Below are 8,699 nucleotides of genomic sequence, written 5' to 3'. Positions count from 1 at the left end.
GGCAAGCACACTATGTGTGCTTGCCGCTCCTCCATATGGAGAACAGGATCCACACACCACAGAAGCCGGCGCCGATGAAGCCGCACACGCCCAGCGCCAGCAGCCACCGGCTGGAAACCCCGCCGACGCTGTGCATCACGATCGACGAGCCGATGATCAGGGCAGCCGTGATCACGCCTACCACCAGCCGGTTTGCCGCACGGTTCACCTGTTCGCCGAAGTCCTGCAGCGCGGTGGTTTCGACCTTCAGCTGCAGTCGTCCGCGGCGCGCCGCCTGCACCAGCTTGCGCAGGTCGCGCGGCAGCTCACCGGCGAAGTCGACCAGCCCCAGCAGGCTGCGGCGGCCACGCTTGAGCAGCGCCCTGGGCGCATAGCGCTGCAGCACTACCCGCTCCAGGAACGGGCGCGCGGCACTGGCCATGTCGAAATCCGGGTCGAGCTGGCGGCCCATGCCTTCCAGGGTCAGGAAGGCCTTGATCATCAGCGCCAGATCGGCCGGCAACGTCAGACTGTAGCTGCGCAGCAGCTGGGTGATATCGCCCAGCATCAGGCCGATACGCAGGTCCTTCAGCGGCACGCCGCGGTACTGGTCGACGAACTGGCTGATGTCGTGCTGCAGCCGGTTCTCGTCCACTTCCACGCCACCGGCCCAGTCCAGCAACACGTCGGCCACGCCCTGCGGGTCCTGCTCGACCAGCCCGTGCAGCAGCTGCGCGACCTGGAAGCGGCGCACCTCGGACAGCGCGCCGACCATGCCGAAATCGATCACGCCGATGCGGCCGTCGCGCAGGTAGATGATGTTGCCTGGGTGTGGATCCGCGTGGAAGCTGCCGTCCTCCAACACCATCTTCAACACGATGCCGGCGCCGCGCCGGGCCAGTTCGCGGCGGTCCAGCCCGGCCGCATCGACACCGGCAAGGTTACGGCCGGGAATGCCGTCGACGAAGTCCTGCACGTTCAGGCTTTCGCAGGTCCACTGCCAGTGCACGCTGGGGATCAGGATGTCGTCACGACCGCTGAAGTTGCGCGCGATGCGTTCGGCGTTACGGCATTCGGCGGCGAAATCCAGTTCGCGTCGCAGCGACACGGTGAACTGCTGCACGACCTCGGCCGGACGATAGCGGCGCAGGTCCGGCAGCCGCGCCTCGACAATCTCGGCCAGGCGGGCCAGCAGCCGCAGATCGGCCTCGACCACATCGCGGATGCCGGGCCGCCGGATTTTCAGCACCACCTCACGGCCATCGTGGAGCCGGGCGCGATGGGCCTGCGCCAGCGAGGCGGCGGCCATCGGGGTTTCATCGAGGAAGGCGAACACCTCCGTCGGCGAGGCGCCAAGGTCGGCTTCGAGCTGCTCGCGGATATCCGCGTACGGCAGCGCCGGCACCGCGTTCTGCAGTTCGGACAGTTCAGCGATCCATTCCGGCGGCAGCAGGTCAACGCGCGTCGCCAGCACCTGCCCGAGCTTGACGAAAGTGGGACCCAGATCCTGCATAGCGCTGCGCACACGCACCGGCGCGGTCATCCGCAGCAGTTCCTGGCGGTCCTCGTTCCAGTGCAGCAGGCGCCCTGCCCGCTCCAGCGTGGTGGCCAAGCCGATGCGCCGCACCACGTCGCCGAAGCCATAGCGGATCAGGACGACGGCGATTTCCTGCAGTCGGCCCAGGTCACGGACAGTACCCAGCGTCTCCCACATCATGCGTGCTCCGGACGATTACCGGAGCAGCATGTCACAGCTGGGCGTCGATACCGCGCAATGCCGCCGCCACGGTTTGCCGGCGGATGGCTTCGCGGTCGCCATCGAACTGGAACAGCTCGGCGCGGGCATAGCCGCCACGGCGCTTCCAGCCAATCCAGACACTGCCGACCGGCTTGTCCGGGCTCCCGCCACCGGGGCCGGCAATGCCGGTCACCGCCACGGCGATGCCGGCACCGGAATTGACCAGCGCGCCGGAGACCATTTCCAGCACGGTTTCGCGGCTGACCGCACCGAACTGCTCCAGGGTCTGCGCGCGCACGCCGAGCAGGCGCTGCTTGGCTTCGTAGCTGTACACCACCATGCCGCAGTCGAAGAACGCCGACGAGCCGGCAATGTCGGTCATGCACTTGGCGATCCAGCCACCACTGCAGCTTTCGGCGGTCACCAGCTGCAGCGAGGCCTGCTGCAGGCGCTGTCCGAGCGCGGCGGACTGGGCATTGAGATCGGCGTCGGTGGGGATGGACATCGGCATGACGGTGGGGTGAAGAACACGTTGTACCGCAGATGACAGGCGGATGTCGCGCCCCTCCGGCACGGTTGCGTTGCCGGCCAGCGGCCGGCACTACCGGGCACCGGTCGCTACCTCACCACTCCGGCAGTTTTTCCGGCAGCAGCGCGCGGATCGGGGCGCCATCGGCACTGGCGGCCAGCTTTTCGGCTTCGGCGATCGGCAGGTCGACCTGCAGCAGCCAACCATCCTCATCGGCCTGCTCGCTGCGGATCACCTCCAGCTGGTGCAGGCGCGCGCGCAGGCGGCCTGCATCCGGGGGAAGACGCAGTTCGCCGGTGACATGCTGCAGGCCCAGGCGCTTGCCCAGCACCGCCTGCAACAGCTCCAGGCCCTGACCGTCACGCGCGGAAATCCACACCCGCTCGCGACGCGATTCGTCCGGGATACCGTCCTGGCCGTCGTGGCGCACGTCGGCGCCGTCAATGCGGTCGATCTTGTTGAACACCAGCAGCTGCGGCAGATCGCCGGCACCGACTGCGGTCAGCACTTCGTCCACCTGGGCGATGCGCTCCTCGCGGTGCGGGTCGGCAGCATCGACCACGTGCAGCAGGAAATCGGCCTCGCGCGCCTCGGACAGGGTCGAGCGGAACGCAGCGACCAGGTCATGCGGCAGGTCGCGGACGAAGCCAACGGTGTCGGCCAGCACCACGTTGCCGCCCGGCACCGCGATGCGGCGCACGGTCGGATCCAGCGTGGCGAACAGCTGGTCGGCGGCATAGGCCTCGGCGCCGGTCATGGCGTTGAACAGGGTCGACTTGCCGGCGTTGGTGTAGCCCACCAGTGCCACACGAGGCAGCTCGCTGCGCACACGCGCACGACGCATCTGGGTGCGCTGCACTTCCACCTTTTCCAGGCGCTTCTGCAACTGCTCGACCCGCTTCTGCAGCAGGCGGCGGTCGGTTTCCAGCTGGGTTTCACCCGGGCCGCGCAAGCCAATTGAACCACCGCGCTGGCGCTCCAGGTGGGTCCAGCCGCGCACCAGCCGCGTGGCCAGATGCCGCAGCTGCGCCAGCTCGACCTGCAGCTTGCCCTCGTGGCTGTGCGCACGCTGGGCGAAGATATCCAGGATCAGGCCGGTACGGTCGATCACCCGGCGCTCCAGGAACCGTTCCAGGTTGCGCTCCTGGCCCGGGCTCAACGCATGATTGACCAGGATCAGGTCGGCACCGCTGGCGTCGGCCGCAGCCTTGATCTCGTCCAGCTTGCCGCTGCCGATCAGGGTCGACGGATTCGGTCGGTCCAGGCGCGCAGTGATCGTCGCGGCGATGCTGGCCCCAGCCGAGCGGGCCAGATCACCGAATTCTTCCAGCACATCGTCTTCCAGCTTGCCGAAATGGGGCTGGATCAACAGGGCGTGTTCGCCCTTTTTCGAGCGGTCAAACATTCACCGCTCCGGTCTTACTCGTCTGCTTCATCACCTGCCTGACCACCTTCACCGGACTGCACGTAACCACCGCCCGGACCGACCTTCACGTTACGTGCCGGAACGACCGTGGAAATGGCGTGCTTGTAGACCATCTGACTGACCGTGTTGCGCAGCAGGACCACGAACTGGTCGAACGACTCGATCGTGCCCTGCAGCTTGATGCCGTTGACCAGGTACACCGAAACCGGCACGCGCTCGCGCCGAAGTGCGTTCAAGAAAGGATCCTGCAGCGATTGCCCCTTGGACATTGCACACTCCTGATTATTGTTCTTATTGGGTTGCCGACGGTTGCCACGGCCCCCGAGCCGCCCGCCGACCGATGATGTTACACGGCTGGCGGGGGTTCAGCGTGCGACGAAGGTCGACACCGCGCCGGCCAGGCGCTCCCCATCGACATGGGGGTCGAACCAGCGCGCATCAAGCTCGCCGCGCAGCCAGGTCAGCTGGCGCTTGGCCAGCTGCCGGGTGGCGAAGATGGCCTTGTCCCGGAAACGGGCAGCATCGCCCTCCCCGTCCAGGTATTCCCAGGCCTGGCGATAGCCAACCGCGCGCACCGCGGGCAGGTCCAGCGGCGCCGCCACGGCGGTCATTTCCGGCATTGCACGCAATGCCCGCACCTCGTCCAGGAAGCCCTGCGCCAGCATGGCGTCGAAGCGCGCCTCGATGCGCTGGTGCAGTACCGCGCGGTCACGCGGGGCGAGGATCAGCTTGAGGGTGCGCACCGGCAACGGCGCGACGCCCGGCCGGCGCTGCCATTCACTGATCGGCGTGCCGGTGAGGCGATAGACCTCCAGCGCCCGCTGGATGCGTTGCGGGTCGGTGGCATGGATACGTGCGGCGGCGGCCGGGTCGACCTTGGCCAGCTCGGCGTGCAGTGCCGCCCAGCCCCGCTCGGCCGCCTCGGTGCTGAGTGCTTCGCGCATCACCGGGTCGGCCTCCGGCATCGGCGACAGGCCCTGCAGCAGGGCCCGGAAGTACAGCCCCGTGCCACCTGCCAGGATCGGCGTTTTGCCGCGTGCCACGATGTCGGCCACGACGCGGCCGGCATCGGCGGCGAACTCGGCCGCCGAATAGGTCTGCCACGGATCGCGCAGGTCCAGCAGATGGTGCGGCGCCTGCGCCCGCTCGGCCGCATCCGGCTTGGCCGAGCCGATATCCAGATGCCGATAGACCAGCGCCGAATCGACGCTGACGATCTCGCCATCCAGCTGCTTCGCAAGGGCGATCGCGGTGGCGGTCTTGCCACTGGCGGTCGGCCCCATCACGGCGATCGCCAGTGGCCGCCGGTCGATGTCCATCAGTCTTCGTCCGGCCAGCGGATCGTCGGCGTGGCGTCGGCGCGCGGCGTTGGCACGGCCTCGACGGCCTGCCAGATCTTCAGCGCATCGACGGTGGCGGCCACGTCATGCACGCGCACGATGCGTGCGCCACGCTGCACCGCGATCAGGTGCGCAGCCAACGAGGCGGCCACGCGCTCGGACGGCGTGTCGCGACCGGTCAGTTCGCCCAGGCTGCGCTTGCGCGACAGGCCAGCCAGCATCGGCACGCCCAGCTCCAGGAACCGCTCGGAGCGTGCCAGCAGGGTCATGTTGTGGGCAGTGGTCTTGCCGAAACCGAAACCGAGATCGATCAGCAGGTTCTTCTTCGCAATGCCCGCCATCTCGGCAGCGAACAGGCGCTGGACCAGGAAGCCGTGCACCTCGGCGACCACGTCGTCGTACTGCGGATCGGCCTGCATGTGGCCCGGCTCGCCCTGCATGTGCATCAGCACCACCGGCACGCCGGTTGCAGCGGCGGCGTCCAGCGCCCCTTGCTGACGCAGGCCGTAGATGTCATTGATCATGCCGGCGCCAGCCGCCACCGCCGCGCGCATCACTTCCGGCTTGAAGGTGTCGATGCTGATCGGCACCCGGGTGCGTGCGGCCAGCTGCTCGATCACCGGAATCACCCGGCGCAGCTCTTGTTCAATCGAGACCGGCGCGGCGCCCGGGCGGGTCGATTCGCCGCCGATGTCCAGCAGGTCCGCGCCCTCCTCGACCAGCTTGAGGCCATGTGCGACCGCGGCCTCGGTGGTGTCGTGCGCGCCGCCATCGGAGAACGAGTCCGGGGTGACGTTGACGATGCCCATGACCCGGGCACGGTCGAGGCGCAGGATGCGGCCGGCGCAATCGAGCTGGGGCGAGGTATCGAACATGGGCAATCCTGCTGGGACAACGGCAGGTAGTTTAGTTCGGCAGGGCGGCGCCCTGCACCCGCAGAGGCCAGAGCGACAGCAACAGCCGGAGCAACAGCGGGTTCACTGAAGAATGGCGGGGTGGGTCCGGTTGCGGGGGCCGCTGCAAGTACGTCCATGTAAGCTCGGTTGCCGCATCCATGCGGCTTACGCCCCCGCAACCGGACCCACCCCGCCTTCGACAGATTTCCACGATCTGTCGGGCCTTGTTTTCTGTAGAGCCGAGCCATGCTCGGCTCAGATCTCCCGGATATCGAGATGTTCGATTTAGATGGAGATTCATCCACGCATGGCGTGGATCTACGTGTCGACCAAGGTCGACACCTACCAACAGCAGCAGGAATCTGTCAGAGGTGGGGCGGTGTCGGAGGGCGGGGTGTCAGCCGCATGGATGCGGCTGCCAAGCTTACAGGGACGTACTTGCAGCGTCCTCGCACTCCGACACCGCCCCGCCATCCTACGGAAAGCCCTCTGTTGCTGTTGAGGTTGCCGGCCAGCGGCCGGCACTACCACGGGTGCAGGGCGCAGCCCTGCCGCCCCTCCTCAGTGGCGGCGGCGCTTGCGGTCCACGTACAGGGTCCTGGCAATGCTCAACACAATGCCGACACCGATACCCACCACGCAGCCCAGCAGCAGGTTGTCGGCCCCAAGGCCCACACCCACGCCGACCACGGTGGCGATGACCATTTCGGCGGTGTGGGAAATCGGTTCGGGCTTCGGGGCGGACATGCGGGCTCCAGCGTCAGATCGGATCTTCGGGATGGGCCAGTGGCCCGGAAACGACGAAGCCGGGTTGCCCCGGCCTCGTCTGGTGCACCTGCAGCGGGCCGTCAGTGCGATTCGGCCGGGCCCGCGATCGGCGGCAGCGGACGGGCGTCGCCGCCCTTGTCGTTGCCACCGTCCTTGTTCGACTTGCTCCAGCCCGCCGGCGGCGGCGGATCACGACCTTCCATGATCGCGTCGATCTGCGGCGCATCGATGGTCTCGTACTGCAGCAGCAGCTGGGACATCGCGTGCAGCTTGTCGATGTTCTCGGTCAGCAGCTGGGTAGTACGGGCGTAGGCCTTGTCGAGGATATTGCGCACTTCCTCGTCGATACGGCGCGCCGTGTCGTTGGACACGCTCTTGTGCTGGGTAACCGACCGGCCCAGGAACACCTCATCGTCCTCTTCGCCATAGGCGATCGGACCGAGCTGCTCGGACAGGCCCCACTTGGTGACCATGTTGCGGGCCATCTTGGTGGCACGCTCGATGTCGTTGGAGGCACCGGTGGTGACCTTGTCCTCGCCGAAAATCAGCTCTTCGGCGACGCGGCCGCCGTACAGCGAGCACAGCTGCGACTGGATCGCGACGCGGTTCATCGAGTACTTGTCGCCTTCCGGCAGGTACATGGTCACACCCAGCGCACGGCCACGCGGAATGATCGTGACCTTGTAGACCGGATCATGCTCGGGTACCAGACGGCCGACAATGGCGTGACCGGCTTCGTGGTAGGCGGTGAGGGTCTTCTCCTCTTCGCTCATGGCCATCGAGCGGCGCTCGGCGCCCATCAGGATCTTGTCGCGGGCACGGTCGAAGTGGTCCATGCGGACTTCCTTCTCGTTGCCACGCGCAGCGAACAAGGCGGCCTCGTTGCAGAGGTTGGCCAGGTCGGCGCCGGAGAAGCCCGGGGTACCGCGCGCGATCACCATCGGCTCGACGTCGTCGGCCAGCGGCAGCTTGCGCATGTGGACCTTCAGGATGTGCTCGCGGCCCTTCACGTCCGGCAGGCCGACCACGACCTGGCGGTCGAAACGGCCCGGGCGCAGCAGCGCCGGGTCCAGCACGTCCGGACGGTTGGTCGCGGCGATCACGATCACGCCTTCGCCGCCTTCAAAACCGTCCATCTCGACCAGCAGCTGGTTCAGGGTCTGCTCGCGCTCGTCGTGGCCGCCGCCCAGGCCGGCGCCACGGTGGCGGCCGACAGCGTCGATTTCATCGATGAAGATGATGCACGGGGCATGCTTCTTGGCTTGCTCGAACATGTCGCGCACGCGGCTGGCGCCGACGCCGACGAACATTTCCACGAAGTCCGAACCGGAGATCGAGAAGAACGGCACCTTGGCTTCGCCGGCAATGGCCTTGGCCAGCAGCGTCTTGCCGGTACCCGGCGGGCCCACCATCAGCACGCCGCGCGGAATCTTGCCGCCCAGCTTGGTGAACTTGGACGGGTCGCGCAGGAAGTCGACCAGCTCGCCCACTTCTTCCTTGGCCTCGTCGCAGCCGGCGACGTCGGCGAAGGTGACCTTGATCTGGTCCTCGCCCTGCAGCTTGGCGCGCGACTTGCCGAAGGACATCGCGCCCTTGGCACCGCCACCGCCGCCCTGCATCTGGCGCATGATGAACAACCAGAAGCCGATGATCAGGATGACCGGCAGGAAATTCATCAGGATCGCGCCGAGGGAAATGCCGCTGGACGGCTCCTCCTGCACGATCTCCACGTTCTTGGTGCGCAGCACGTTGATCAGGTCGCGATCGAACGGTGCGGTGATGGTGGATGTCTGCCCGCCGCGGGTGGTGTAGGTCAGCTGGCTGGTGCCGCCGCGCATGTCGCCGCCGAAGGCGACCTTCTGCACGTTGCCGCTGTCCACCTGGTCCAGGAACTGCGAGTACGACGCGCCCTGCGCGCCGGCTCCGGAGGACTTCGGCGAGAAGCTCTGGAAGACCACCATCAGCACGACGGCGACGACCACCCATAGCAGGAGGTTCTTGGTCAAGTCGTTCATCCTCATTG

Annotated in this window: 8 protein-coding genes; all 8 read right to left on the bottom strand. The window is 67.2% G+C overall.

Features of this window, described 5'->3' with window-relative positions; genetic code table 11:
- Positions 1-10: 10 nt before the first annotated feature.
- Positions 11-1,693: a 2-polyprenylphenol 6-hydroxylase gene (gene ubiB / locus O0J15_RS15060; RefSeq protein WP_308305874.1), complete on the bottom strand. Its 1,683-nt coding sequence runs from the start codon at positions 1,691-1,693 to the stop codon at positions 11-13.
- Positions 1,694-1,727: 34 nt separating this feature from the next.
- On the bottom strand, positions 1,728-2,222 hold the full coding sequence (locus O0J15_RS15055) for a CinA family protein (protein WP_005409020.1): 495 nt from the start codon (positions 2,220-2,222) through the stop codon (positions 1,728-1,730).
- A gap of 118 nt (positions 2,223-2,340) precedes the next feature.
- Positions 2,341-3,651 (bottom strand): ribosome rescue GTPase HflX, encoded by a 1,311-nt coding sequence (hflX, locus tag O0J15_RS15050; protein ID WP_005412934.1) that lies wholly within the window; start codon positions 3,649-3,651, stop codon positions 2,341-2,343.
- 14 nt (positions 3,652-3,665) lie between these two features.
- On the bottom strand, positions 3,666-3,941 hold the full coding sequence (gene hfq / locus O0J15_RS15045) for an RNA chaperone Hfq (protein ID WP_004152891.1): 276 nt from the start codon (positions 3,939-3,941) through the stop codon (positions 3,666-3,668).
- A gap of 96 nt (positions 3,942-4,037) precedes the next feature.
- On the bottom strand, positions 4,038-4,991 hold the full coding sequence (gene miaA, locus O0J15_RS15040; RefSeq protein WP_021202262.1) for a tRNA (adenosine(37)-N6)-dimethylallyltransferase MiaA: 954 nt from the start codon (positions 4,989-4,991) through the stop codon (positions 4,038-4,040).
- Positions 4,991-5,887 (bottom strand): dihydropteroate synthase, encoded by an 897-nt coding sequence (folP, locus tag O0J15_RS15035; RefSeq protein WP_111104591.1) that lies wholly within the window; start codon positions 5,885-5,887, stop codon positions 4,991-4,993. The genes miaA and folP overlap by 1 nt, the downstream gene beginning before the upstream one ends.
- A 582-nt stretch (positions 5,888-6,469) precedes the next feature.
- Positions 6,470-6,655 carry a hypothetical protein gene (locus O0J15_RS15030; RefSeq protein ID WP_019658870.1) on the bottom strand — a complete coding sequence of 62 codons (186 nt, stop codon included), beginning with the start codon at positions 6,653-6,655 and terminating at the stop codon, positions 6,470-6,472.
- 101 nt (positions 6,656-6,756) lie between these two features.
- Positions 6,757-8,691 carry an ATP-dependent zinc metalloprotease FtsH gene (gene ftsH, locus O0J15_RS15025; RefSeq protein WP_058980127.1) on the bottom strand — a complete coding sequence of 645 codons (1,935 nt, stop codon included), beginning with the start codon at positions 8,689-8,691 and terminating at the stop codon, positions 6,757-6,759.
- Between the last annotated feature and the right edge of the window lie 8 nt (positions 8,692-8,699).

The sequence above is a fragment of the Stenotrophomonas sp. Sm10 genome, assembly GCF_030985515.1.
Taxonomy (GTDB): domain Bacteria; phylum Pseudomonadota; class Gammaproteobacteria; order Xanthomonadales; family Xanthomonadaceae; genus Stenotrophomonas; species Stenotrophomonas hibiscicola.
Note: the sequence above shows the minus strand (reverse complement) of the source record. Positions and strands in the feature narration are given on the sequence as shown.